We start from the raw sequence: 23,355 nt of genomic DNA, 5'->3' as shown, positions 1-23,355 counted from the left end.
TGGCTGCTGTGGTTGCTGGTGCAGGTGAGCTGCAGGTGGCGATCTCTGACGGTAGTGAAGGCCTCCTTCACTACCGTCAGGGTAGGCAAGGAGGCCTTCACGGACCCGACCCGCGATCAGCCACAGCCAAATCCAGTAGGTACTTAAGGCACCCGTCGCCCAGAACCCGAAACGCCACTCACGACCAGCGCGACCCAGGCCCTACTTGACCGCGCCCATCGAAAGCCCCCGCACCAGGTGGTTCTGCGCGATCCAGCCGACGATCATCACCGGCAGCGAAGCGAGCAGCGCGGCGGCGGAAAGCTGCGCCCAGTACAGACCTTCGCTGGTGATGAAGCCGACCAGGAACACCGGCACCGTCCCGGCCCGCGCGGCGGTGAGGTTGACCGAATAGAAGAACTCGGTCCACGAGAAGATCACGCAGATCAGCGCGGTCGCGGCCACCCCGGGCGCGACCACCGGCATGATGATCTTCCGCAGCAGGATCGGCAGTGTCGCCCCGTCGATCCGGCCCGCCTCGATCATCTCGTGCGGCACCTCCAGGAAGAACGACCGCATCATCCAGATCGCCAGCGGCAGGTTCATCGAGGTGTACAGGATGATCAGCGCCCACACGTTGTCCAGCAGCTGAGTGTTCTGCGAGATCACGTACAGCGGGATGATCGCCGCCACGATCGGCAGCATCTTCGTCGACAGGAAGAAGCCGAGCGCGTTGCTCGTCCCCTTCACCGGCGCCAGCGAGAGCGCGTACGCGGCCGGGATTCCCAGCAGCAGCACGAAAAGCGTCGAAACCACGGTCACGAACGCCGAATTCGACAGGTACGGCAGGAATCCGCGTTCGAGTACGCCCGCGAACTGGTCGAGTGTCGGGGTGAACAGCAGCCGAGGCGGGTCGGTGTAGGCGTCGGCCTCCTGTTTGAAGGCCGTGAGGATCATCCACAGCAACGGGAACACGAACAGGATCGCGAGCACCCAGGTCGCGACCGTCAGCGCGCCGGGGCCGAAACGGCTTTTCATTTCGCGCCTCCCTGTACCGAGAACGTGCGGAACATCAGCCGCAGGGCGAAGGTCGCGACGATCATCGTCAGGATCACGACGATCACGCCCATCGCGGACGACTGCCCGATGTCGAAACCTTGGAACGCCCGCTGGTAGATGTAGAACGGCAGGTTCGTGCTCGCCGTCCCCGGGCCGCCTTGGGTCATCAGGAAGATCGCGTCGAAGCTGTTGACGATGTAGATCGCGCCCAGCAACGTCGCCAGCTGCAGGAACCGGCTCAGATGCGGCAGCGTGATCGCGGTGAACGTCCGCCAGCGGCCGGCACCGTCGACCGAAGCGGCCTCCAGCACGTCCTTCGGCTGGCTCTGCAGCCCGGCCAGGACCAGCAGCATCATGAACGGCGTCCACTGCCAGACGACCTGCGCCATCACGGCGGCCAGCGGGAACTCCGAAAGCCAGTCGACGTCGGTGCCGAACACGAAGTGCAGCAACCCGTACGTCGGGTCGAACATCGTCGTCTTCCACAGCAGCGCGCCCGCCGCGGGCAGGATGAGGAACGGCGTGATCAGCAGGGTCCGGACCACACCGCGGCCGAGGAACTTCCGGTCCAGCAGGATCGCCAGCCCCAGGCCGAGCAGCAGTGAGAAGAACACGCACACCACCGTGAGGACCACGGTGTTCAGCAGTGCCCCGAGGAACGTCGAGTCGGCGAAGACGTCGATGTAGTTCCGCAGCCCGACGAAATGCCGCGAACCCGGCCGCACCAGGTTCCACGACTGGAACGAGTAGAACACCGTCAGCACGAAGGGCAGCTGTGTCACGGCGACGACGAACAGCAGCGCGGGCAGCAGCGGCAGCCGTCGTTTGAACGGCGTATCGGTGCCACGCTTCGGAGCCGCCTTCTTCGCATGGGCGGGCTCTGGGCGAGCAGGAGCGGAGATCGTGGCCATCACTGCACCTCCTGATACGACTTGCCGACGGTCTGCGCGTACTCCTGCGACTGTTCGAGCGCTTCGTCCACGGTGATCTGGCCCGCGATCGCCGCCGAGAGCTGCTGGCTCACCCGCGTGCCGAGATCCTGGAACTCGGGGATGCCGACGAACTGGATCCCGGGGTAGGGCACCGGATTCGCCATCGTCTTGCGCTGGTCGGCGTCCGCGATGCCGTCCAGCGTCGGCTGCGCGTAGGCCTTGGCGGCCTCGCGGTACTGCGGGATGTCGTAGGTCGATTTCCGCACACCCGGCGGGACACGGTTCCAGTCGCCGAACTCCTGGGCGACCCGCTGCACGTAGGCCTTGTCGGTCATCCAGGACATGAACTTGAAGGCGATGTCCTTGTGCTTCGCGACCTTCGGGATCGCCAGCGCCCAGGTGTAGAGCCAGCCGCTCGCCTGCGTCTTCTCCACCGGCGCCGGCGCGTACCCGGACTTCCCGACGACCTTGCTGGCCGACGGATCCTCGTTCGTGCCTGCCATGACCGTGGCGTCGTACCACATCGCGGCCTGGCCCTGGGTGTACCGCGTGCCGCATTCGGAGAAGCCCGCGCTCGACGCCCCGACCTCGCCGTGGTTCCGCACGAGGTTCACGTAGAACTCGGCGGCGGCCTTGAACTCGGGGCTGGTCAGCTTCGCGTTCCAGTCCTTGTCGAACCACTGCGCGCCGAAGGTGTTGGCGACCGTGGTGAACGGCGCGAGGCTCTCGCCCCAGCCGGGCTTGCCGCGCAGGCAGATCCCGGCGATGCCTTTGGCCTTGTCGTCGAGCTTCGCGGCGTACTCGGCGATCTGGGTCCACGTCGGCTTGGCGGGCATGGTGATCCCGGCCTGCTCGAACAGATCCTTCCGGTAGGCCAGGAACGACGACTCGCCGTAGAACGGCACCGCGTACATGGACCCGTTGTGCGACAAGGATTCCTTGATACTCGGGATGAAGTCGTCCGCGTCGTAGGACGGATTCGCCGCGATATGCGGGCCGAGGTCTTCGAGCCAGCCGTTCGCGGCCCACTGCGGCGCCTCGTAGTTGCTGATCATGACGACGTCGAACTCGCCGCCTTCGGTGGCCGTCGACGCGGTGATCTTCGCGCGGGCCTGGTTCTCCGGCAATGACACGAATTTGAGGCTGACGCCGGGATTCGCCTTCTCGAACTCGCCGGAAAGCTCGATGGCGTCCTTCATCTGCGGGTTCGCGACGATCGCGACGACGAGCGTCCGGTCACCGGTCCCGAGCGCGCCCGCACCGGCGCATCCGGTGAGGGTCAGCAGGAGTACCGCGAGCAGAGCGGCCGCTTTACGCACTTTCGCCTCCCGGTATGACCTGCACCTTCAAGCCGGCGCCGCTGCGCATGAGGGCGAGAGCGTCGGGGTACTGCTCCAGCGGCAGGGTGTCGGTGAGCAGCGCGGCGGTGTCGACAGCGCCGTCGGCGACCAGGTCGAGCGCGGTACCGAAGCTGTTCATGACGGCCATCGAGCCGACGACGGTGATCTCGTCGTTGTAGATCCGGAACGGCGAAAGCGCGACGCGTGCTTCGGCGGGGGCCACCCCGAAGACCAGCAGGCGGCCTCCGCGCTGAAGCGAGTCGAAAGCGGCTTCGATGGCGGGCGCGGCGCCGGTGCAGTCCGCGGCGGCGTCGAACTTCTCGTCGTCGAGGTCCTTCACGTCGCCCGCGACCGCGGCCGCGCCGAGGTCCATGGCGCGGCCGAGCCGGGAGGTGTTGCGGTCGACCACCGTGACGTGGGCGCCCGCGCGCTGCAGCAGCTGCTGCATGATCAGCCCCATCGTGCCCGCGCCGACGACGAGGAACCGCTCCCCCGCCTCGACCCCGATCCGGCGCACGCCGTGCACCGCGCAGGAGACCGGCTCGACGAGGGCGCCCTGTTCCCAGGTCATCGTGTCCGGCATGCGATAGCAGTTCGCGGAGGGAACGGCGACGTACTCGGCGAAGGCGCCGTCGACGGTGTCGCCGGTCGCGTTCCAGTTCTCGCAGAGGTTGCCGCGGCCCGACCGGCAGGGCTTGCAGTAGCCGCAGAACAGCGACGGGTCGACGGCCACCCGGTCGCCGATCTTCCAGCCACCCGGCACGTCCGCGCCGAGTTCGACGATCTCGCCCGCGAATTCGTGGCCGGGGACGATCGGATAAGGCGTCGGCGGGAAATGCCCGTCGGCGATGTGGAGGTCGGTCCCGCAGATCCCGCAGGCACCCACCTTGACGACGACCTGGCGATCCCCCGGTTTCGGGTCGGGTACCTCGCCGACCCTGATCTCGCCGGGCTTGTCCACGATCGCGGCACGCATGCCAGCTCCTCTTCTCTCCGCTCAAATGAGCGGGCTGGGCTTATGCTTCGGACTGCATGTCCAGGCATGGTGAACTTTTCCCTGGTGTTACGTCAACCTCTCAGGCTGATTTCGCGGTATAGTGCTCAAATGAGCGGGAAGATACAGCGCCCCGGCCTAGTGGAGTCGCTACGCCTGGCCGCGGTGGCCCGGCGCTTCTACGAACAGGGCGCCTCGAAACTCGAGATCGCCGAAGAGTTCGGGATCAGCCGGTTCAAGGTCGCGCGAATGCTGGACACGGCCAGGGAAAGCGGCATCGTCCGGGTCGAGTTCCGGCTGCCGGCGCCGGTCGATCTCGTGCTGTCCGAAGAGATCCGCGCGGCGTATCGGCTCGACCGGGTCCTCGTGCTCGAACGAGCGCCCGAACCGGAATCCCGCGAAGTGGCGAGGCGCAAGATCGGCACGCTCGCCGCCCGCCTCCTGACCGAAATCGTCACTCCCGGCGACGTCCTCGGCCTGTCGTGGGCACGTTCGGTGAACGCGATGACCGACGCGATCGAGTCGCTGCCGAAATGCCCGATCGTGCAACTGTGCGGCGTGCAGGCGGGGATGGACATGCGCGACCGGTCGGTGGAGACGGTCAGCCGGGTCGCCTCCGTCTCGGGCGGAGCGTCGTACCCGATCTTCGGGCCCCTCGTCCTCCCCGACCGCCGCACCACCGAAACACTGCGCAGGCAGCCGGGGATCGCGGAGACCTTCGGGCAGTTCAAGAACCTGACCAAGGCCGTCGTCAGCATCGGTGCGTGGAAACCCGAAGAGTCGACGGTGTACGACGCGCTCGACGAGGCCGAACGAAGCGCGATCGCGAAACGCGGCGCCAAGGCCGAGGTCTCCGCGCGCCTGTTCGACGCCGACGGCAACCCGATGTCCACCGGCCTGGCCCACCACGTCCTGGCCATCAGCGCCGAGGAACTCCTGGCCGTCCCCGAAGTGATCGCGCTGGGCTACACGGAACCGAAAGCCGAAGCGATAGACGCCGTCCTGCGCTCCGGCATGGTCTCGACCCTGATCACCGACGCCGCCGCGGCCGTCCCGCTGCTCCGGCTGGCCGAGGCCCGCCCGCTCCCCTGACCCCGTGTCGTCCGCCCAATCACGCGAGATCGCTCCCCAATCACGCGAGTTCCGCCTTCAATCACGCGAGATCGGCGTTCAATCACGCGAGATCGCGAAACCGGACCGCTTCGTCCTGCGCCGCCATCACCTCGTCGCCATGACGGAACGCCCACTCCCCGAAGGCCTCGATGGGCGCCAGCAACGTGGTCCCGAGATCCGTCAGCGAGTACTCGACCTTCGCCGTCCGCCCGCAGTCGCGCCGGTGGACGAGACCGTTGTACTCCAGCCGCCGGACCGTCTCCGTGAGCACCTTCGTGCTGATCCCGCCCAGCCGTCGCCGCAGTTCGGCCGGGCGCCGCGGTCCATCGCGCAGGGCCCACAGCACGACGGGGTTCCACGTGTTCGCCATCAGGTCGAAGGCCAGCCGGGCACGGCAATCGGCGAGGAAGACGTCGTTCATCGGACCTCCGGTAACCATTCGGTACCCGCGCGGCTTTCTACGGTCGGTGTGGTCACTCGATCTTAGGGAGCAGCACATGCGTATCGGTATTTTCGGGGCGGGCGGGATGGCGGAGGCGCTCGGCGGCCAGTGGGCCGAGGCCGGGCACGATGTGATGGTCGCCGCCCGTGACCGCGCGAAGGCCGCCAGGATCTCCCCGCGGGTGGGGACCTGGGCGGAGACCGCCGGCGCCAGCGACGTGATCCTGCTCGCCCTCCCCGCCGCTTCCGTACTGGAAGTCCTTGCCTCAGCGGGGAATCTCGACGGCAAGGTGCTGATCGACTGCACGAACGCCGTCGGTCCCGGCGCCGCGCTCACGGTGTCCGATCAGGCGGCGCGGATCGCCGCGGCCGCACCCGGCGCGCACGTGGTCAAGGCGTTCAACCTGTGTCACGTGGACGTCTGGCGGATGACCCCGCCGGTGTTCGGCGGGCGTCCGCTGGCGGTGCCGATCTGCGGCGACGTGGTCGGCGAAGTGAGCGAACTGGTCCGCGACCTCGGCTGCACGCCGCTGAACGCCGGCGGACTCGACCGGGCCGCGCTCATGGAGGCAACGATGGCGTTCATGGTCGGTCTCTGGTTCGACGGCCACGACGCCCAGGCCTGCTTCCCGCCCCTTCCGGCCTGATTTCAGGGTCGTCCCCGATGTGCCGGACCGGGTGGTGGCGCGACCCTGTGCGCCATGCGAACCAAGGCCTGGCGACAGCTGACCGTGTGGCTGCACATCGTCACGTCGGTGGGCTGGATGGGACAAGCCCTGGCGCTGTTCACCTTGCTGGTGATCGGCCACACCAGCGAGGACCGCGAGATTCGCGTGGCGGCGACGTCGATGGCGCACGAGATCGACACGTTCCTGCTGGCACCGCTGGCCAACGCGTCGGCCTTCACCGGCTTCATGCTCGCCGCCGCGACGGCCTGGGGGTTCACCCGGCACTGGTGGGTGCTGGCGAAGTTCGCGATCACGCTCGTCCAGCTCTACGCCGGGATCTTCCTGCTGTCGGGTGCTCTGCGGGATTCCGTGGGCGGTGATCCGCCGCCGGTGGCGCTGGTCGCCGGGACCGCGCTGATGGCGAGCGCTTTGGCGTTCCAGGCGTGGCTTTCGGTGGCGAAACCGTGGGGCAAGGTCCGCTCCGGCGTGAAACCGCCGACCGCGCCGACGTGGGTGTTCGCCGCCGCGGTCCTCGCGCCGCTCACCGACATCACGGTGGGGCTGCTCCTTGGCTATCCGCTACCCGCGCTCTCGCTGGCGGTGCTGATCATTCAGCTGGTCCGCCGCCGGCGAGTGCTGGGTCAGGCGTCCATGACGCCGGTGGCCTGAGACCAGACACAACGCCAGGTGCCGCCGTCATCGGTGTAGACGTCGGTGTGCCAGGCCTCGTGCCGCGGGATGTCCGCGCCGTCCACGGTGAGTTCGATGAAGCACCGGTAGCGGAGGACGACGACGTCGGTGCCGACGATGGCGTCCATGTCGCCGTTCAGCGCCAGCTCCCGGTAGGCGACCCGCCCGCTGGTGAGGAGATCCAGGTATTCGGCCTTCGTCCACACGGTGCCGGTCGGGTTGCACAACCGGTACCCCTCGGCGTGCAAGCGGTCGTAGGTGCCGCGATCCACGTCGAGGAGACAGCGGATCCGCTCCTGCTCTGCCTCGATCACCCGGCCGGCCACGTCGTCGGTCATACCTCGCTCCAATTCACTGTCCTCCCCAGGAATGCGCCAGGCGTCAGAGCCGGTCCACCGCCGTGATCCGGATGACCGCCGAGCCCGCCTCGTCCGAAGCCGCCAGATCGACCTCCGCGCCGATGCCCCAGTCGTGGTCGCCCGCCGGATCGTCGAAGATCTGCCGTACCCGCCAGATCTCCTTCTCCTGCTCGATGATCAGCAGCTTCGGCCCGCGCGCGTCCGGCCCGATGCCGAGTGTTTCGTGCTCGTCGTAGTAGTCCTCGATGGCGTCTTCCCACGCGTCCGCGTCCCAGCCCGACGCGGCGTCCAGCTCGCCGAGCGTGTCGTAGGCACGCCGCGAAGCCAGCTCCACCCGGCGGAACAGCTCGTTGCGCACGAGCACCCGGAACGCCCGCTCGTTCCGCGTGACCGCGGGCGGCTCGGACGGCGGCCGCGTCGAAACCGGGCCCTCCTCTTCGGGGTGCCGCAAGGCTTCCCATTCGTCCAGGAGGCTGGAGTCGACCTGGCGCACGAGTTCGCCGAGCCATTCGATGAGGTCCTGCAACCCCTCGTTCTTGGCCTCGTCGGGCACCGTGTGCCGCAGCGAGTCGTAGGTGTCGGTGAGGTACCGCAGCACCAGCCCTTCGGAGCGGGCCAGCTGGTAGAAACCGATGTACTCCACGAAGTTCATCGCGCGCTCGTACATGTCGCGCACGACGGACTTCGGCTTGAGCTCGTAGTCCTCGACCCACGGATGCCCTTGCCGGTAGCGGGAATACGCCGCCTCCAGCAGCTCTTCCAGCGGCTTCGGGTACGTGACGTTTTCGAGCAGCTCCATCCGCTCGTCGTACTCGATGCCCTCGGCCTTCATCGCCTGCACGGCCTCGCCACGCGCCTTGAACTGCTGCTGCGACAGCACCGGCCGCGGATTGTCCACAGTGGATTCCACAATGGACACGACGTCGAGCGGATACGAGGGCGACTCGACGTCGAGGAGCTCGATCGCCGCCAGCGCGAACGGCGAAAGCGGCTGGTTCAGCGCGAAATCGAACTGCAGGTCCACGGTCAGCCGGACGATGCGACCCTGCTCGTCGGGTTCGTCGAGCCGTTCCACGACGCCGGCCGCGAGCAGCGCGCGATAGATCGCGATCGCGCGTAGGATCAGTTTCCGCTGGGCGGGACGGTCGGAGTGGTTGTCCTCCAGCAGATGCCGCATCGAGTCGAACGCGTTGCCCGGCCGGGAGATCACGTTCAGCAGCATCGAGTGGCTGACGTGGAAACTCGACGTCAGCGGCTCCGGCTCGGCCGCGATCAGCCGGTCGAAGGTGCTCTCCGTCCAGTTGACGAACCCCTCGGGCGCCTTCTTGCGGACGATCTTCTTTTTCTTCTTGGGATCGTCGCCCGCCTTCTCCAGCGCCTTGGCGTTTTCGACGACGTGGTCGGGCGCCTGCACGACGACGTAGCCGTCGGTGTCGTATCCGGCGCGGCCCGCGCGGCCGGCGATCTGGTGGAACTCGCGCGCCTTGAGATGCCGTTGCCGCACACCGTCGTACTTCGTCAACGCTGAAAAGACCACTGTGCGGATCGGTACGTTGATGCCGACGCCGAGCGTGTCGGTCCCGCAGATCACCTTCAGCAGCCCGGCCTGCGCGAGCTGCTCGACCAGGCGCCGGTACTTCGGCAGCATGCCGGCGTGGTGCACGCCGATCCCGTGCCGGACCAGCCTCGACAGCGTCTTCCCGAACCCGGCCGAGAAGCGGAAGTCGCCGAGCATCTCGGCGATGGCCTCCTTCTCCGCCTTCGAAGTGACGTTGATGCTCATCAGCGTCTGCGCGCGCTCGATCGCCGCGGCCTGCGAGAAGTGCACGACGTAGACCGGCGACTGCCCGCCGTTGAGCAGCTCGGACATCGTCTCGTGCAACGGCGTCAGCGCGTAGCGGAAGGTGAGCGGCACCGGCCGCTCCGCCGAGGTGACCACGGCCGTCGGGCGGCCGGTGCGGCGGGTGAGGTCCTTCTCGAAGAACGAGACGTCGCCCAGCGTGGCCGACATGAGCACGAACTGTGCCTTCGGCAGTTCCAGCAGCGGCACCTGCCAGGCCCAGCCGCGATCCGGCTCCGAGTAGAAGTGGAACTCGTCCGCGATGACCTGGCCGACCGGCGCGTCGGCACCGAACCGCAACGCCATGTTCGCCAGGATTTCCGCCGTGCAGCAGATGATCGGCGCGTCGGCGTTGACCGCCGAGTCGCCGGTCATCATGCCGACGTTGTCCGCGCCGAAGATCTCGATGAGCTGGAAGAACTTCTCCGAGACGAGCGCCTTGATGGGGGCGGTGTAGAAGCTGCGGCGGCCGTGTGCGAGCGCGGTGAAGTGCGCCCCGACGGCGACCAGGCTCTTACCCGAGCCCGTCGGCGTCGACAGGATGAGGTTCGCGCCGGAGACCACCTCGATGATGGCCTCTTCCTGCGCGGGGTACAGCTCCAACCCGCGCTCGGCCGTCCAGGTGGAGAAGGCTTCGAACAGCGAGTCGGGGTCGGGATCCGCAGGCAGGAGGTCTGTAAGTGTCATCAGAGGACCTATCGTGCCATCCGTTGGTCGCTTCTTGCCCAGGGGTGATCGCGCCCATCGGCGGAAACCCGTAGGCTTCGCGGTACCGCGCACCTTCCGGCACCATCGACCGGCCGCGCGCACACAGGCGGTAATCCGAGAGGGCTAAAGGAATGGCACAGGACATCATCCCGATCGAACTCGGCCTGCCACAGGGTGACGTCGTCACCCTCTGGGCGCCGCGCTGGCGGGAAGACGGCGAGGAATGGGAAGCCTTCCTCGGCGACGAGGAGGACCTGTACGCCTTCCCGGACGCCGCGCATCTCGCCGCCTTCGTGCGGACCTCCGAGCAGCACGACCTGCTCGACCACCCCGCGTGGGAGGTCGTCCCGGCGCTGAACGTGCCCGAGCTCATCCCGGACGACGACCACACCTACGACCTGGTGGGCGTCCCCGAGCTGGTGGCCGAGAAGCCGGACCAGTGGACGCTCGGCGAGCTGGCCGAGATCATCGGCATCGTGCGTTCGCTCGCGGACGTGTGCGAACTCGACGAGGTCCATGAGGTCCTCGACGCGCACGAGAGCTTCTCGCTACTCGACCAGGGCACGCTGCCCTTCTCCGGCCGCGACGGCGAGCGCCTGTGGGCGGACCTGTCGCAGGCGGTCTCGGAGAAGTGGGACACCGTCCTCGACGCGATCGACGGCCTGGTGACCGTCCCGGACGTCGACGAGAAGGTGCTGGAGCAGACGGCGGAGGAGCTCGCGACCTTCCTCGCGGAGTCCGCCGAGGCCGAAGCGGCCGCCGTCGACGCGGACCTCATCGACGACTCGGACGAGGACGACGACGAAGACGACGAGCCCGTCGGCTTCTGGGGCGAGGTCGGCATCGACCCGATCAAGATCATCACCTCCGGCGCCGAGTACTACACGCTGCGCTGCTACCTCGACGACAAGCCGATCTTCCTCGGCAGCGAAGGCGAGATCGACGTCTTCACCTCCGAGAAGGCCCTCATCCGCGCGATCGCGGACGGCAAGGAGCTGGCGGGCAACGACCTCGCCGGAGTGTCCACTTGGGACGAGGTGACCACGAAGGCCACCGCGGGCGAGCTCGAGATCGAGGTCGACACCGAGAACACCTACGTGCTCAACGGGATCGCCGACGACATCGCCGAAGGCCCGGAGTCGATCGACCCGACCCAGCTGGAGCTGGCCGTCGAGCTGATCACCGACGCCGCCGAGTGGGCCGAGGACGACAGCGTCGAAACCGCGCTGGCCGCCAACGAAAGCCTCGGCTGGCTGGTGTCGTTCGTGCTGCGGCCGGACCCGTCGCGGCTGGAGCCGAGCGCTCCGTTCGACGCCGAGCAGTCCGAGTGGCGCAAGCTCGTGGAGACCTTCGAGAACCGGCTCACGGTTCTCTGATCCACCCTGGAAAGGGCCCCTCAGGTTCGTCCTGAGGGGCCCTTTTCGTCTTTGACGGGCACCAGGGCGACGGCCAGCGCCGGGAAGATCGCGGCCACACAGAATGCCAGCGCGTACCGCGAATCACCGATCACGAGGCCCAGCATCGGCGGCGTCAGCGCGGCGGCGATGTTCTGGCCGGTGTTCTGCGTGCCCATCGCCCGCCCCGCCCACGCGAGCCCGGCCATCTCCGCCGACGCGGTGAACCCGAGTCCGTTGTCCGACACGGTGATCACCGCGGCCAGGACGAGTGCGAGCAGCACCAGCCACGGCCACGTCGCGTCGCCGAGCGCGACCAGCAGCATCACCGCGCCGCTCGCGATCGCCAGCTGCCGCATCGGCCGCAGTCTGCTGCCGACGCGGTCGGACCAGTAGCCCGACACCAGCCTGCCCAGCGCGCCGAGGATCTGGACGGCGCCGACGAACCAGCCCGCGGACGCCGCCGTCCAGCCGTGCATGGTCACCAGGTACACGGGCGTGAACGCGGAGACCGTGAACTGCGGGACGACGAGCAGCGCGCTCGCGCCGTGGACCCGCCACAACGCCGGCCTCCGGTACGGCGACGGCGGCTTCTCCCCCGTCGTGCCGGATTCCGGACGCGGTGGGTCGATCAGGAGCCAGGCGACCAGGAGCGCGACACCGATCGCGGTCAGCGCGGGGAGCAGGAGCGAGATCTGGAAACCCCAGCGATCCGCGAGCGGCGGGAGTCCGAAGGCGGCGACGCCCACCCCGAGCGGCTGGGCCATCTGGCGGATGCCCATCGCGAAGCCGCGTTCGGCCGGGCCGAACCAGCCCAGGACGGCCCGGCCGCTCGCGGCGTTCACTGACGCGGTGCTCGCACCGGCGAGCAAGAACACCCCAAAGAGGATCCCGAGCGAGTGGTCACCGGCGGCCGCGTACACGAGGAGTAACCCCGATACGCCGAGCCCGATGGCCATTACCAAACGCTCTCCGTAACGGTCCGCGGCCGCGCCCCACAGGATCAAGGTGAACAACAGGCCAAGACTCGGCGCCGCGACCACGGTTCCCGCCTCGGCGAGCGTGAGCCCCTCCGCACGCTGCATCGACGGCACCAGGAACGGGAGCCCGTAAAGGAAGGAACAGCTCGCGGTCTGCGCGGCGAGGCCGAGCGCGAGGATGAGCCAGCGTCGTTTGCCGCCGATCCTCACGTCAACGACCTGCGCCATCTTCGCCACCGTTCCACTATTTGGGAAAGTACTCCTACATAGTGAACGATAGTTGTCGCTGCTAACTAACGCAAGGCCGCGTAGCCGGGCTTGATGACCGTGTTGATGATGTCGAGCCGCTGGTCGAAATCGAGGAAGGCGGATTTCATCGCATTGATGGTGAACCACTCGAGATCGGCCGGCCCGAAGCCGAACGCTGCGCTCAGCGCCGCGAATTCGCTGGTCATCGAGCAGCCGCTCATCAGCCGGTTGTCGGTGTTGACGGTGACCCGGAACCGCAGCCTGGCGAGCAGGCCGATCGGATGCTCGGCGATCGAGCGCGCCGCTCCGGTCTGGACATTGGACGTGGGGCAGATCTCGAGCGGGATCCGCCGGTCGCGCACGTAGGCGGCCAACCGTCCCAAATGGACCGTGCCGTCACTGTCGGTCTTGATGTCGTCGACGATGCGCACGCCGTGGCCCAGCCGCTCGGCCCCGCAATGCTGAATCGCCTCCCAAATGGACGCGAGGCCGAACGCCTCTCCGGCATGAATGGTGAAATGCGCATTATTCGTCCGCAGAAACTCGAATGCGTCGAGATTTCTGGTAGGCGGGAATCCGTCTTCCGGTCCGGCGATGTCGAACCCGACCACGCCGGCGTCGCGGTAGCGCACGGCCAGCCCGGCGATCTCCAGCGCCCTGGCGTGCTGGCGCATCGCGCAGAGCAACGTCCCGACGCGGATCCGGCCGCCGCCGTCCGCCACTCTCCGTTCACCTTCGGCGAACCCGGCCTGAATCGCCTCGACCACCGCATCGAGTGACAGTCCGCGTTCGACGAAGAGTTCTGGGGCGTAACGGACCTCGGCGTAGACGACGCCGTCGGCCGCGAGGTCTTCCACCGCCTCGGCTGCCACTCTGACCAGCGCTTCCTCGGTCTGCATGACGCCGCAGGTATGCGCGAACGTCTCAAGGTACGAGACGAGGGAGCCGGAATCGGCGGCGTCGCGGAACCAGCGGCCGAGTTCCACGGGATCCGTGGTCGGCAAGGCCTCGTAGCCGGTCTGTTCGGCGAGTTCGGCGACGGTGGCGGCACGCAATCCGCCGTCCAGGTGGTCGTGGAGGAGAACCTTGGGAGCCCGGGCCAGTACCGCCTCCGGGATGCGGGAACTGCTGCTTTCAGAGGACATACGTAACGGTAACCAGCCTGTCATTCCCCTACATGGCGGTAAGTCTCATGCTTGACTTAACCCTCGGCTTTGTGGATCACCGGCTGAATCGGCCATCAGGGCAGAGCTCGGCATTGTCCGATACCCGGGGGCCATACGCAGAGCAATTCCGCAATGGATAAGCTTCACGTCACGTCCCTCCCATTTCCCCGCCCACGAAGGACACCGCAGTGACCACTGACAACCACATTGCAGCCCCGTCCTTCGACCGGATGCGCAACATGCTGGTGCGCGCGGCCGAAGTGCGTGAGAGCGAACAGCAGCAGATCTTCGACGCGCTGGACGACATCTACGCACGTCTGGCCCCGGTCGACTCGCTCGGCGCGGTGCGCAAGCGGCTCTCCGAGATGCCCGACCGCACCGAGACCAGCGTGCTCGCCGAGCGGCTCGACGAGACCATGTCGCGGCTCGAAGCGCAGGACACCGCGATCGCCGCGCTGACCCGCGCCGTCGAAAGCATCGTCGACAAGCTGGCCAAGCCGTTCGCTCAGCTCGACGGCCGCCTCGACGGCATGGCCGCGCGTCTGGAAGGCGTCGGGGGCCGGATGGACGGGCTCGAGGACAAGCTCCAGAACATCCACCGCCGTCTCGACGAGCTCGGCGCGCACCTCGACAAGCAGGACGTGAAGACCGACACGCTGCCGCAGTCGGTGATCGGGCCGGTGCGCGAGCGCGTCGAGCAGGCCGAGTCCACCCTGCGGGACCGCGTCGACACCGTCGACCGCGAGCTGCGCACCCGCGTCGAGAACCTCGACAAGGCGACCAAGGAAAGCCTCACCGCGAACACCGAGGCGCTGAAGACCGCGCTGACCGAGACCGGCGAGATGGTCGACGCCTCGGAGCGGCTCGACGGCCTCGGCGACCGCCTGGAGAAGGTCACCTCGCGGCTCGACGACCTGGCGGAGCGGCTCGACAAGGTCGAGGACGGCTTCACCGGGCGCCTCGGCGACCTCGACGGCTCGATCCGCTCCGGTCTGTCGAAGGTCGAGAGCACGCTGCAGAAGCAGCCGGACACCGACTCGGTCGACTCGCTGGTGCGCAAGAGCAACGACGAGTCCGTGCGACGTATCGGCGGCCAGCTGGACGAGGCCATGGCGACCTTCGCGGAGCTGATGCTCGGTGGCGGACCGGCCGTGCAGCAGATCTCCCCGCCGCCGCCCGCCCCGCGTCAGCCGCGTCGCAGCTCGCGCAACGGCCGGGCACCGAAGGCGGCCGACGCCAAGGCGAAGGCCGACGGCGGCGACGAGTCCTCGGACTGACGCCCTCGCTTAACGCGTGAAGGCCCCCTTCCCACGGCTTCGCCTGGGACGGGGGCCTTCACGCTTTCTCGGGCCACGACCTGCGTTTAGCGGGCTAAACGCGATCCGCCCCCGGCGTTTCGTCCTCTAAATGCGGCCAGGGCCCCGAGGGCGCACGTCCCGGGGCTCGGCGGCGGTCGGGCCCGGGTCGATGCCCCCAATGTGGCGTTGGAGGCGCTCAGCGTCCCCAATGCCACATTGGGCGCCCCCTGCGCCGACCTGCGTTTAGCGGGCTAATCGCGATCCGCGTTTCGTCCTCTGGGTGCGGTAGTTGCGCGTGCAACTACCGCATCCAGAGGACGAAATGCGGGATGCAGGGGCGCGGACGTCCTGAAGGCCCCCTTTGGGACGTTCAACGTCTCAAAGGGGGCCTTCAGGGCACAGGGGGCACGGACCACCGGATCGCGTTTAGCCCGCTAAACGCAGGTCAGGGCCGCACGGTCTCCAGGACGAGCGGAGCGGAGGCCGGAGCCTCAGCGGAGACGGCGTAGGCGTCTTCGAGCGCAGCGAGAGCCGAAGGAACAGCCTCCGGCGTATCGGTGTGCAACTCCAGCAGCGGCTGCCCGGCCGACACCGTGTCGCCCGGCTTCGCCAGGCACAAGACACCCGCCGCGGCCTGCACCGGATCCTCCTTGCGCGCCCGCCCGGCCCCGAGCCGCCAAGCGGCGACACCGACCGAGTACGCGTCCAAACGCGACAAAACCCCATCGGCGGGCGCCGAGACCACGTGCACGTGCTTAGGCCGCGGCAGAGCAGCCTCCGGATCCCCGCCCTGAGCGGCGATCATCCGGCACCACGTCTCGTAAGCCCGGCCGGAAGCCAACACCGCCGCCGGGTCCACATCGGACAATCCGGCCAGCGCCAGCATCTCCCGCGCCAAGGCCACGGTCAGCTCGACGACGTCGGAAGGACCGCCGCCGCGCAGCACCTCGACCGACTCCGCGACCTCGATCGCGTTGCCGACCGCGTGGCCCAACGGCACGTTCATGTCCGTGATCAGCGCAGTCGTCGCGACACCGTGCGCGGTCCCGATATCCACCAGCGTCCGCGCGAGTTCACGGGCCTGCGGCAGCGTCTTCATGAACGCACCCGAACCCGTCTTCACGTCGAGCACCAGCCCGGCCGAGCCCTCGGCGATCTTCTTGCTCATGATCGAGCTCGCGATCAGCGGGATCGACTCCACCGTCGAGGTCACGTCCCGCAGTGCGTACAGCTTCTTGTCCGCGGGCGCCAGCCCGGAGGTCGCCGCGCAGACCACCGCGCCGACCTCGTCGAGCTGCCGGACGATCTCCGATGTCGACAAAGAGGCACGCCAGCCCGGAATCGACTCCAGTTTGTCCAACGTCCCGCCGGTGTGGCCCAGCCCGCGCCCCGACAGCTGCGGCACGGCGGCCCCACAAGCCGCGACGAGCGGAGCCAGCGGAAGCGTGATCTTGTCGCCGACGCCGCCCGTCGAATGCTTGTCGATCGTCGGACGGCTGACCTTCAGATCCAGCCGCTCCCCCGACGAGATCATCGCGCCGGTCCAGCGCGCGATCTCCCCGGAGTCCATGCCCCGCAGGAAGATGGCCATCGCGAGCGCGGCCATCTGTTCCTCGGCGATCTCGCCGCGCGTATACGCGTCGATGGTCCAGTCGATCTGCTCGTCGGTGAGCCGTCCGCCGTCCCGCTTCGCGCGGATGACGTCGACGGCGGCGAACCCGCTCACGGCAGGTCGTCCGGTCCGAACGCGTCCGGCAGCACCGCCGACATCGGCAGGATGCCGCTCGGGGTGTCCACCAGGCAGTCGGAACCGCCGTGCTCGAACAGGATCTGACGGCAGCGCCCGCACGGCATCAGCAGTGCGCCTTCACCGCTGCGGCACGCGACGGCGACGAGCTTGCCGCCACCGGTCAGCCGCAGCTGCCCCGCCATCGTGCATTCCGCGCACATACCCAAGCCGTACGAGGCGTTCTCGACGTTGCAGCCGACGACGATCCGGCCGTCGTCCACCACCGCCGCGACACCGACGTGCAGGCCCGAGTACGGCGCGTACGCCGACTTCGCCGCCTCGACGGCTTGAGCCCGCAAGGCTTCCCAGTCGTACTCCGCCATGTCAGTCCTCACCTCGCCGGTAGGTGGCGCCGATCGCCTTGGGCGGCCGCAGCCGCTGCGAAGCCACCGCCAGCACGATCAGCGTCACGAAGTGCGCGGTGTACGGGATGAGGTCGCTGGGCAGGTCGTCGTTGGTCCAGTAGATCGCGTACAGCGCGACGGCGCCGACGACACCGAGCGCGGAAGCGATCCACTGACGGCGGAACAGCTGCACCGCCACGATCACGGCGAGCAGGATCACCGCGCCGTACAGCAGCGCGAGCACCGCGGTACCGCCACCGGCGAGCTGGAGGCCGTCCGCGTAACCGAACAGCGCCGCACCACCGAGCAGGCCGCCCGGCCGCCAGTTGCCGAAGATCATCGCCGCGAGGCCGATGTATCCGCGGTTGTTGGTCTGGTTCTCCAGGTAGTCCGCACCGCCGGCGAGCAGCACGAGCGACGCGCCACCCATTCCGGCGAGCCCGCCGGAGATGATCATGGCGACGTACTTGTGCAGATAGACCTTCACGCCGAGGGACTCGGCCGCGACCGGGTTCTCGCCGCAGGACCGCAGCCGCAGGCCGAACCGCGTCCGCCACAGTACGAAGTAGCTGATCGGCACCAGCGCGATCGCGATCATCGTCAGCGGCGCGACCTCGGTGATCAGGCCGTTGAGGATGCCGGCGAGGTCGGAGATGAAGACGCGCTGCATCTTTTCCAGGTCCGACAACCAGTCCGAGAGGAACGTCGCCGAGTACGTGTCGAACTTCGGCACCGGCGGCGACTGGCGCGGGTTGCCCGAAAGCGGCGTGAACACCAGGTTCGCCAGGTACTTCGCGACCCCGAGACCGAGCAGGTTGATCGCCACACCGGAGACGATGTGATTGACGTTGAAGGTCACCGTCGCGACGGCGTGCAGCAGCCCGCCGAGCGCGCCGAACACGACCGCCGCGATCAGCCCGGCCCAGACCCCGCCGTGGTACGCGCCCCACGCGGCACCCCAGGTGCCGAGGATCATCATGCCTTCGAGGCCGATGTTGATCACGCCCGCGCGTTCGGCCCAGAGACCGCCGAGCGCGCAGAGCAGGATCGGCAGCGCCAGCCGCAGCGCGGTGTGCGCAGTGTTGGTCGAGGTCAGCGTGTTGACGCCGGTGGCGTACGACGCGATCGCGAGCACACCGACCGCCAGCAGACCCCAGATGGCGCCCTTGAGCCAGCCGGGGATACGCCGCTTCGGCGGCTTCACCGGCATGGTGGTGCCGCCCGTGTTGGACGACAGAACATCCGTGCTCACACCGCACCCCCTTCGGAAACGCTGGAACCCTTACCCGCCAGCGCGCGACCGACGCGACGCTGTTCGGCGGCCAGGTCCGCGCGGCGCACGATCTCGTACGCGATGACGACCGACAGCACGATCACGCCCTGCATGATCGTGGCGATCTCTTTGGACACGTTGATCTGCTCCAGCGAAACGGCGGACCGGTCGAGGAACGCCCACAGCAGGGCGCCCAGCGCGATCCCGGCCGGGTGGTTACGCCCGAGCAGGGCGACCGCGATACCCGTGAAGCCGTACATCTGGGTCGAGGTGATGCCGTAGCTGAAGTCGCGGCCGAGCAGTTCCGGCATCGCGATCAGACCGGCGACACCACCGGAAAGCAGCATCGCGATCAGCGTCATCTTCTTGGCGTTGACGCCACCCGCCGCGGCGGCCGTCGTCGATTCGCCGGAGGCCTTGAGCTCGAAACCGAACCGGGTCCGGTTGAGCATGAACCAGTAGGCCCCGCCGATCAGCGCCGCGATGATCACGAAGCCGAACAGCTCTCCGGACCCGATCGGGATTCCGGGGATCCGGCCGGTCTCGGCGATCTCGCGGGTGGCGATGTTGTTGCCGGTCTGCACGCCGAACTGGTCCGCGTTGACCAGGAACGCCACGATGCCGCCGACGATCGCGTTCAGCATGATCGTCGAGATGACCTCGGAAACCCCGCGGGTCACCTTCAGCACGGCGGGGATGGCCGCGTAGAGCATGCCGCTGGCCACCGCGACGATCAGGATCGCGATCACGTGGATCACCGGCGGCAGCTGCAGCGCCCCGCCGATGATGGCGGTGACGATGGCGGCGAACCGGTACTGGCCCTCGACACCGATGTTGAACAGGTTCATCTGGAAGCCGATGGCCACCGCGAGCCCGGACAGGTAGTAGACCGTCGCGAGGTTCACCGTGTCGACGGCCGTCGAGCCCTTGAAGAGCTGGCCGATCATCGTGCCGTAGGCCTGGAGCGGATCCGCCCCCGAGATGATCAGCGCGATGGCCGTCAGGATGACCGCGAAAACGATCGCGAGCAGAGGCGGCAGCAGCCTCGTACGCCAACTACTCACGCTGCACCTTCTTCGTCTCCGGAAGCACCCGTCATGGCGGAGCCCAGTTCCTGTGGGGTCACGGTCGCGGGGTCGGCCTCGCCGACCAGCCGTCCGCGAAGCATGACCTGGATGGTGTCGGACAGCCCGATCAGCTCGTCGAGGTCGGCAGAAACCAGCAGGACGGCCAGCCCGGCGGCGCGCGCCTGGCGGATCTGCTCCCAGATCAACGCCTGCGCGCCGACGTCGACACCCCGCGTCGGATGCGACGCGATCAGCAGGACGGGATCGCCGGAAAGTTCGCGCCCGACGATCAGCTTCTGCTGATTACCACCCGAAAGCGCGGCGGCGGGGACGTCGATACCCGGCGTGCGGACGTCGTAGTCCTCGACGATGCGGCGGGTGTCCTCCCGCGCGCCGTCGATGTCGAGCAACTGTCCTTTCGCGACCGGCTTGCGCGTCTGGTAACCGAGGATCCGGTTGACCCACAAGGGTTGCGTGAGCAGGAGGCTGTGCCGCGTGCGGTCTTCGGCGATGTAGCCGATCCCGGCCTCGCGGCGGGCGAGCGTCCCCAGCTTGTGGAGTTCGACGACCCTGCCGTCGGTCTCGGTCAGTTCGATCCGGCCGCCGCCCTTGCGCATGCCCATGATCGTCTCGACGAGTTCGGTCTGGCCGTTGCCCTCGACACCGGCGATCCCGAGCACCTCACCCGCGTGGACGGTGAAGGAGATGTGGTCGAGCACGTTCCGCTCGGAACCCTCGACGCTCAGGCAGACGTCGTCCAGGCGGAGGACGTTCCGGTCGGTCACCGTGGATTCGCGGGTCTCCGGGCTGGGCAGCTCCGTGCCGACCATCATTTCGGCCAGCTGGCGCGAGGTGATCGTCTTCGGATCCGCTGTGCCGACGGTGGTGCCGCGCCGGATCACGGTGACCGTGTCGGCGATCGCGCGCACCTCGTCGAGCTTGTGCGAGATGAAGATGAAGGTGAAACCGTCCTTCTGCATGGCGCGGACGGTCTCGAACAGCGCGTCGACCTCCTGCGGGACGAGCACCGCGGTCGGCTCGTCGAGGATGATGATCCGCGCGCCGCGGTAGAGCACCTTGACGATCTCCACGCGCTGGCGGTCGGCGACGCCGAGCTCTTCCAGCAGCGCGTCCGGGCGGGCGCGCAGGCCGACGCGTTCGGCGAGTTCCGCCAGCTTCGCCCTCGCCGCGCGGCCGATGCCGTGCAGGTTCTCCGCGCCGAGGAAGACGTTCTCCCCGACGGTCAGGTTGTCGGCCAGCATGAAGTGCTGGTGGACCATCCCGATCCCGGTTTTGATGGCGTCCTGCGGGTTGCGCAGTTTCACCGGCTGACCGTTGATCGCGATGTCGCCCTCGTCCGGCTGCTGCATGCCGTAGAGGATCTTCATCAGGGTCGATTTGCCCGCGCCGTTCTCGCCGCAGACGGCGTGCACCTCACCCTTGGTGACGGTGAGGTTGACGTCGGAGTTGGCCACGACACCGGGGAACCGCTTCGTGATCCCGGTCAGCTGCACGGCCGGTTCACCCCGGTCGGGGGCGTCGGTGACCTCGGCCTGGGGAGCGCTCATGGAAAAGCCATCCAGTTCTGGGGTAAACAGGTTGGGGCTCGGAAGGGGTTACCCTCCCGAGCCCCGCTGCCTGGTCGAGCTTACTTCTGCGGCTTGTCCGAGACGGTGATCGCCCCGGAGACGATCTGCGCCTTGTAGCCGTCGAGGACGTCCTTGATGTCGTCGACCTTGCCACCGGAGGTGGCGTAGCCGACGCCGTCGACCTTGAGGTCGAACCGCTTCGGCAGCGACGTCAGGTCACCCTTCGCCAGCGCGCGCAGGTAGTCGAACACCGCCACGTCGACGCGCTTGAGCATCGAGGTGATGATGACGTCCTTCGACGCCTCGACCGTCTTCTGGTTGTACTGGTCGGAGTCGACGCCGATGGCCATGGCGTTGTTGGACTTGGCGGCCTCGAAGACACCCTTACCGGAGGCACCGGCGGCGTGGTAGATCACGTCCGCGCCCTTGGCGATCTGGGCGGCGGCCTTCACGTTGCCCTTCGCCGGGTCCTGGAACCCGGAGATGTCACCGGCCGGGGTGAGGTACTCGTCCTCGATCTTGGCCTTGGACGAAGCGGCCTTCACACCCTGGAGGAAGCCGGCCTCGAACTTCTGGATCAGCGGCGTGTTCACGCCACCGACGAAGCCGACGTGGCACTTCTTCGACTTGTAGGCGGCGGCGACACCGGCCAGGAACGAACCCTGCTCCTCGGCGAACACGAGCGAGGTGACGTTCGGGGCCTTGACGGAGTCGTCGTCGACGATCGCGAACTGGGTGTTCGGGTACTTCGGCGCCACTTGGCCGACGGCCTTGGCGTAGGCGAACCCGACCGCGACGATCGCGGTGAAGCCCTGGGCGGCCAGCTGCTCGAGGCGCTGCGACTTGGCGGCCTCGTCCTCGCTGGAGCTCGCCGTGCTTTCGCTCACGGTGGTGAGGCCCATTTCCGACTTCGCCTTGTCGACGCCGGCCGCGGCCGAGTCGTTGAAGGACGCGTCGCCCCGGCCGCCCACGTCGAACGCGAGCGCCACCTTCAGCTTGCTGGCGTCCACCTTCTCACCGGACTGCGCGCTGCTGGTCGAGGCGGCGGCCGCGGCGGGCGGCTTCGGCGCGGTCACGCAGCTGGAGGACTGATCCCCCGAGGCATTGTTGTTGCTGTTGTTCCCCGCACCCGAATCCTTGGCGCATCCGGCCAATACCAGAGCACCGGCCATGGCGGCAGCGGCCAGCGCGGTTCCACGCATGCGACGCAACGTGTGTCTCCCTCCCCGCTGATCCAGCGGATGGTCCGAAGAAACGACCCGGCCACGTTGCCGGGTTGACCGAGAGACGGTACCCAACGGCCCCTTGGCGGCCATAGGAAAGGCACGCTACGTGACACAAACGTTTACATCCGGCTCACTTCGGCGACCACGCGATCACACAACGTCACGACGAGCGGGCAGGGTTCAGGCGCGCGCCGGACATCCCATGCCCGGCGCGCGCCATTTCATTGAATTCATTTATTCACGAGAACATTTCCAGTGAAACCGATCAGCGAACGGCGATAATGGTGAACGTGCCGGAAATGTATCCGCTGCTGCGAAGAACGGACTGCTGACCGACGGGCACGGTATTGGATCCTTGCCGCGTGCAGCCACCGGCGCTGCAAACGGTCATCACGAAGTAGTACTTGGGCGCACCGTTCACATAGTTGCAGGTCGTCCAGGCCGAGTGACCATCGCCGGCGATACCCGTGTTGTAACAGACCGCGTCCGCGTGTGCCACGGAGGACCCGAACAAGACCATTCCCAGAGATACGAAGACGGCCCCCAGGAAGGATATAATCCTTTTCGTCATGAAAATGACCCTAGCGGGAGCCGGAAGCACCGAACATACGACATTCGGGTGACGAGACGCCCGCCACAAGGCGAATTCTCCGGTCCACGCGAGCCCGGATTCGCAAGCGTATCCAAGCCGTCGGGCCAATACCACCCGGAGTGGGAAATCAGCTTGGCCGTGACCCCGCGCCGCCACCTTCCGTGAGCACCGATCGTGCGGGCCGGAGATGTCTGGTCCATCACACAGAGGAACCCGGAGGTGAGCCCACCGTGAGGTGCGGGTCTAGCATCCTGTTCATCCACGC

General features: G+C 67.7%; 21 protein-coding genes. 5 read left to right on the top strand and 16 right to left on the bottom strand.

Going from position 1 to position 23,355, the window contains the following annotated elements; genetic code table 11:
• Nucleotides 1-201: 201 nt before the first annotated feature.
• Genes AVR91_RS40250 through AVR91_RS40235 form a run of 4 tightly spaced genes read right to left on the bottom strand, consistent with a single transcriptional unit; the run spans nt 202 to nt 4,286 of the window.
• On the bottom strand, nt 202-1,017 hold the full coding sequence (locus AVR91_RS40250; RefSeq protein WP_063271890.1) for a carbohydrate ABC transporter permease: 816 nt from the start codon (nt 1,015-1,017) through the stop codon (nt 202-204).
• Nucleotides 1,014-1,949, bottom strand: a complete 936-nt coding sequence (locus AVR91_RS40245; RefSeq protein ID WP_063271891.1) for a carbohydrate ABC transporter permease — start codon at nt 1,947-1,949, stop codon at nt 1,014-1,016. Before AVR91_RS40245 ends, AVR91_RS40250 begins: the two co-directional genes overlap by 4 nt.
• On the bottom strand, nt 1,949-3,289 hold the full coding sequence (locus AVR91_RS40240) for an ABC transporter substrate-binding protein (protein WP_063271892.1): 1,341 nt from the start codon (nt 3,287-3,289) through the stop codon (nt 1,949-1,951). Before AVR91_RS40240 ends, AVR91_RS40245 begins: the two co-directional genes overlap by 1 nt.
• On the bottom strand, nt 3,282-4,286 hold the full coding sequence (locus AVR91_RS40235; protein ID WP_063271893.1) for a zinc-dependent alcohol dehydrogenase family protein: 1,005 nt from the start codon (nt 4,284-4,286) through the stop codon (nt 3,282-3,284). The genes AVR91_RS40240 and AVR91_RS40235 overlap by 8 nt, the downstream gene beginning before the upstream one ends.
• A 129-nt stretch (nt 4,287-4,415) precedes the next feature.
• Between AVR91_RS40235 and AVR91_RS40230 the strand changes: the two genes are divergently transcribed.
• Nucleotides 4,416-5,396 (top strand): sugar-binding transcriptional regulator, encoded by a 981-nt coding sequence (locus AVR91_RS40230; RefSeq protein WP_063271894.1) that lies wholly within the window; start codon nt 4,416-4,418, stop codon nt 5,394-5,396.
• An 82-nt stretch (nt 5,397-5,478) separates the two neighbouring features.
• Here AVR91_RS40230 and AVR91_RS40225 read toward each other — a convergent pair whose 3' ends face one another.
• Nucleotides 5,479-5,838 carry a winged helix-turn-helix transcriptional regulator gene (locus tag AVR91_RS40225; RefSeq protein WP_063271895.1) on the bottom strand — a complete coding sequence of 120 codons (360 nt, stop codon included), beginning with the start codon at nt 5,836-5,838 and terminating at the stop codon, nt 5,479-5,481.
• Nucleotides 5,839-5,914: 76 nt separating this feature from the next.
• Here AVR91_RS40225 and AVR91_RS40220 point away from each other — a divergent pair, with 76 nt between their 5' ends.
• Both AVR91_RS40220 and AVR91_RS40215 read left to right on the top strand, forming a co-directional pair.
• A complete protein-coding gene (locus AVR91_RS40220; protein WP_063271896.1) occupies nt 5,915-6,505 on the top strand; it encodes an NADPH-dependent F420 reductase in 591 nt (196 codons plus the stop codon).
• A gap of 54 nt (nt 6,506-6,559) precedes the next feature.
• The gene (locus tag AVR91_RS40215) at nt 6,560-7,195 is read left to right on the top strand and encodes a hypothetical protein (protein WP_063271897.1); all 636 of its coding nucleotides are present in this window, start codon (nt 6,560-6,562) and stop codon (nt 7,193-7,195) included.
• Here AVR91_RS40215 and AVR91_RS40210 read toward each other — a convergent pair.
• Both AVR91_RS40210 and AVR91_RS40205 read right to left on the bottom strand, forming a co-directional pair.
• Entirely contained in the window at nt 7,168-7,554 is a 387-nt protein-coding gene (locus AVR91_RS40210) for a nuclear transport factor 2 family protein (protein WP_063271898.1), read from the bottom strand. The two genes, AVR91_RS40215 and AVR91_RS40210, sit on opposite strands and share 28 nt — an antisense overlap.
• A gap of 43 nt (nt 7,555-7,597) precedes the next feature.
• Nucleotides 7,598-10,102: a DEAD/DEAH box helicase gene (locus AVR91_RS40205; protein WP_063271899.1), complete on the bottom strand. Its 2,505-nt coding sequence runs from the start codon at nt 10,100-10,102 to the stop codon at nt 7,598-7,600.
• Nucleotides 10,103-10,254: 152 nt separating this feature from the next.
• Here AVR91_RS40205 and AVR91_RS40200 point away from each other — a divergent pair, with 152 nt between their 5' ends.
• Entirely contained in the window at nt 10,255-11,499 is a 1,245-nt protein-coding gene (locus tag AVR91_RS40200; protein ID WP_063271900.1) for a hypothetical protein, read from the top strand.
• 20 nt (nt 11,500-11,519) lie between these two features.
• On the opposite strand, the gene AVR91_RS40195 is transcribed toward AVR91_RS40200, so the two are convergent.
• Nucleotides 11,520-12,725: an MFS transporter gene (locus AVR91_RS40195; protein WP_063271935.1), complete on the bottom strand. Its 1,206-nt coding sequence runs from the start codon at nt 12,723-12,725 to the stop codon at nt 11,520-11,522.
• Nucleotides 12,726-12,790: 65 nt separating this feature from the next.
• Nucleotides 12,791-13,891, bottom strand: coding sequence for an adenosine deaminase (locus tag AVR91_RS40190; protein ID WP_063271901.1), 1,101 nt, complete (start codon nt 13,889-13,891; stop codon nt 12,791-12,793).
• 209 nt (nt 13,892-14,100) lie between these two features.
• On the opposite strand from AVR91_RS40190, the gene AVR91_RS40185 reads away from it, so the two are divergent.
• On the top strand, nt 14,101-15,189 hold the full coding sequence (locus tag AVR91_RS40185) for a PA containing protein (protein ID WP_076153457.1): 1,089 nt from the start codon (nt 14,101-14,103) through the stop codon (nt 15,187-15,189).
• Between the two features lie 466 nt (nt 15,190-15,655).
• On the opposite strand, the gene AVR91_RS40180 is transcribed toward AVR91_RS40185, so the two are convergent.
• The 7 genes from AVR91_RS40180 to AVR91_RS40150 all read right to left on the bottom strand — a co-directional run bounded on the left by AVR91_RS40180 (nt 15,656) and on the right by AVR91_RS40150 (nt 23,069).
• On the bottom strand, nt 15,656-16,936 hold the full coding sequence (locus AVR91_RS40180) for a thymidine phosphorylase (RefSeq protein WP_063271903.1): 1,281 nt from the start codon (nt 16,934-16,936) through the stop codon (nt 15,656-15,658).
• A complete protein-coding gene (locus tag AVR91_RS40175; RefSeq protein WP_063271904.1) occupies nt 16,933-17,322 on the bottom strand; it encodes a cytidine deaminase in 390 nt (129 codons plus the stop codon). Before AVR91_RS40175 ends, AVR91_RS40180 begins: the two co-directional genes overlap by 4 nt.
• Nucleotide 17,323: 1 nt before the next feature.
• Nucleotides 17,324-18,553, bottom strand: a complete 1,230-nt coding sequence (locus AVR91_RS40170) for an ABC transporter permease (protein ID WP_076857543.1) — start codon at nt 18,551-18,553, stop codon at nt 17,324-17,326.
• 38 nt (nt 18,554-18,591) lie between these two features.
• Complete coding sequence (locus AVR91_RS40165; protein ID WP_063271906.1) at nt 18,592-19,680, bottom strand: ABC transporter permease; 1,089 nt, start codon at nt 19,678-19,680, stop codon at nt 18,592-18,594.
• Nucleotides 19,677-21,251, bottom strand: coding sequence for an ABC transporter ATP-binding protein (locus tag AVR91_RS40160; protein WP_063271907.1), 1,575 nt, complete (start codon nt 21,249-21,251; stop codon nt 19,677-19,679). Before AVR91_RS40160 ends, AVR91_RS40165 begins: the two co-directional genes overlap by 4 nt.
• A gap of 80 nt (nt 21,252-21,331) precedes the next feature.
• Nucleotides 21,332-22,474 (bottom strand): BMP family lipoprotein, encoded by a 1,143-nt coding sequence (locus tag AVR91_RS40155; RefSeq protein WP_063271908.1) that lies wholly within the window; start codon nt 22,472-22,474, stop codon nt 21,332-21,334.
• 289 nt (nt 22,475-22,763) lie between these two features.
• On the bottom strand, nt 22,764-23,069 hold the full coding sequence (locus AVR91_RS40150; RefSeq protein ID WP_143254261.1) for a hypothetical protein: 306 nt from the start codon (nt 23,067-23,069) through the stop codon (nt 22,764-22,766).
• Between the last annotated feature and the right edge of the window lie 286 nt (nt 23,070-23,355).

Origin of the sequence: Amycolatopsis keratiniphila subsp. keratiniphila (assembly GCF_001620365.2) — a bacterium.
GTDB lineage: Bacteria > Actinomycetota > Actinomycetes > Mycobacteriales > Pseudonocardiaceae > Amycolatopsis > Amycolatopsis keratiniphila.
This window is presented reverse-complemented; position numbering and strand designations above follow the sequence as displayed.

Coding starts and splice junctions, on each gene's coding strand:
- AVR91_RS40155 (WP_063271908.1), bottom strand. CDS start 22,474: ATGCGTGGAACCGCGCTGGCCGCTGCCGCCATGGCCGGTGCTCTGGTA.
- AVR91_RS40245 (WP_063271891.1), bottom strand. CDS start 1,949: ATGGCCACGATCTCCGCTCCTGCTCGCCCAGAGCCCGCCCATGCGAAG.
- AVR91_RS40175 (WP_063271904.1), bottom strand. CDS start 17,322: ATGGCGGAGTACGACTGGGAAGCCTTGCGGGCTCAAGCCGTCGAGGCG.
- AVR91_RS40210 (WP_063271898.1), bottom strand. CDS start 7,554: ATGACCGACGACGTGGCCGGCCGGGTGATCGAGGCAGAGCAGGAGCGG.
- AVR91_RS40225 (WP_063271895.1), bottom strand. CDS start 5,838: ATGAACGACGTCTTCCTCGCCGATTGCCGTGCCCGGCTGGCCTTCGAC.
- AVR91_RS40220 (WP_063271896.1), top strand. CDS start 5,915: ATGCGTATCGGTATTTTCGGGGCGGGCGGGATGGCGGAGGCGCTCGGC.
- AVR91_RS40215 (WP_063271897.1), top strand. CDS start 6,560: ATGCGAACCAAGGCCTGGCGACAGCTGACCGTGTGGCTGCACATCGTC.
- AVR91_RS40205 (WP_063271899.1), bottom strand. CDS start 10,102: ATGACACTTACAGACCTCCTGCCTGCGGATCCCGACCCCGACTCGCTG.
- AVR91_RS40190 (WP_063271901.1), bottom strand. CDS start 13,891: ATGTCCTCTGAAAGCAGCAGTTCCCGCATCCCGGAGGCGGTACTGGCC.
- AVR91_RS40200 (WP_063271900.1), top strand. CDS start 10,255: ATGGCACAGGACATCATCCCGATCGAACTCGGCCTGCCACAGGGTGAC.
- AVR91_RS40230 (WP_063271894.1), top strand. CDS start 4,416: ATGAGCGGGAAGATACAGCGCCCCGGCCTAGTGGAGTCGCTACGCCTG.
- AVR91_RS40150 (WP_143254261.1), bottom strand. CDS start 23,069: ATGACGAAAAGGATTATATCCTTCCTGGGGGCCGTCTTCGTATCTCTG.
- AVR91_RS40170 (WP_076857543.1), bottom strand. CDS start 18,553: ATGCCGGTGAAGCCGCCGAAGCGGCGTATCCCCGGCTGGCTCAAGGGC.
- AVR91_RS40160 (WP_063271907.1), bottom strand. CDS start 21,251: ATGAGCGCTCCCCAGGCCGAGGTCACCGACGCCCCCGACCGGGGTGAA.
- AVR91_RS40195 (WP_063271935.1), bottom strand. CDS start 12,725: ATGGCGCAGGTCGTTGACGTGAGGATCGGCGGCAAACGACGCTGGCTC.
- AVR91_RS40235 (WP_063271893.1), bottom strand. CDS start 4,286: ATGCGTGCCGCGATCGTGGACAAGCCCGGCGAGATCAGGGTCGGCGAG.
- AVR91_RS40250 (WP_063271890.1), bottom strand. CDS start 1,017: ATGAAAAGCCGTTTCGGCCCCGGCGCGCTGACGGTCGCGACCTGGGTG.